Below are 816 nucleotides of genomic sequence, written 5' to 3' on the forward strand. Positions count from 1 at the left end.
TCACCTTCGAGCACAACCCCATCATGTCCGCCGGCCCCCTCACCGAACTCGTTGCCCCTCAGCCTGGGACCGCCGGCATCCTGCCGGCAGGCGACGCGCAGCGTCGCCCCATTCAATGCTCAACACGCACCGGCACCGCCATCACCACCCGTGCACTCACCGCCACGCACACCACACCCGCCGGAGGCCGCCTCCACTGGCTCCGCGCCCCCCTCCCGCTCAAAGTCACCAAAGACTCCCACCTCCCCATCCCCGACGCCCCCGGCCAAACCTTCCCCCTCATCCAACTCGCCCGACTCGCTCTCGCGCAACTCGGCTGGCACATCGCCTTCACCCTCCCCTCAACGCCCACACAACGCCACCCCGTCATCACGATCCACCGCCGCGACAACGCGTGGTATTTTTCCGGATACACACCCGACACCACCGTCGGTCTGACTCTTCACACACCCTTTGGCGCGCCCCTCCTCCTCGGCACTGAAACCCTCCTCACCGACGCCCGCGCCTCTCTCCGCATGCCCCGTGCATGGCGACACGAATGCCGGATATTCCTCCACGGCCAGACCGACGGCGTCATTGGCTGCATCGAACGTCATCCCGCCCAAATTGGCGTCACCCGCCGCATCCTCGTTAGCGGACTATGCGAAGCCACCCTCCGCTTTTTCCCTCCACACGACGCCGGTCCCGTGACAGCCTGGCACAACATGCCCTGGCCCCACATCACCGGCGACACCATCGCCCTGCGCGAACACCACACCCCGCACGGCCTCATGCTCGAAACCACCTCGCCCGTCACCGGAGAAATCCGCCTCTCCT

At 66.5% G+C, this 816-nt stretch carries 1 pseudogene; it reads left to right on the forward strand.

The features are described 5' to 3' along the window. Window positions 1-23 precede the first annotated feature (23 nt). Window positions 24-816, forward strand: a pseudogene (locus OBACDRAFT_RS23830) (hypothetical protein); the annotation flags it as partial.

The organism is Geminisphaera colitermitum TAV2 (assembly GCF_000171235.2).
GTDB lineage: Bacteria > Verrucomicrobiota > Verrucomicrobiia > Opitutales > Opitutaceae > Geminisphaera > Geminisphaera colitermitum.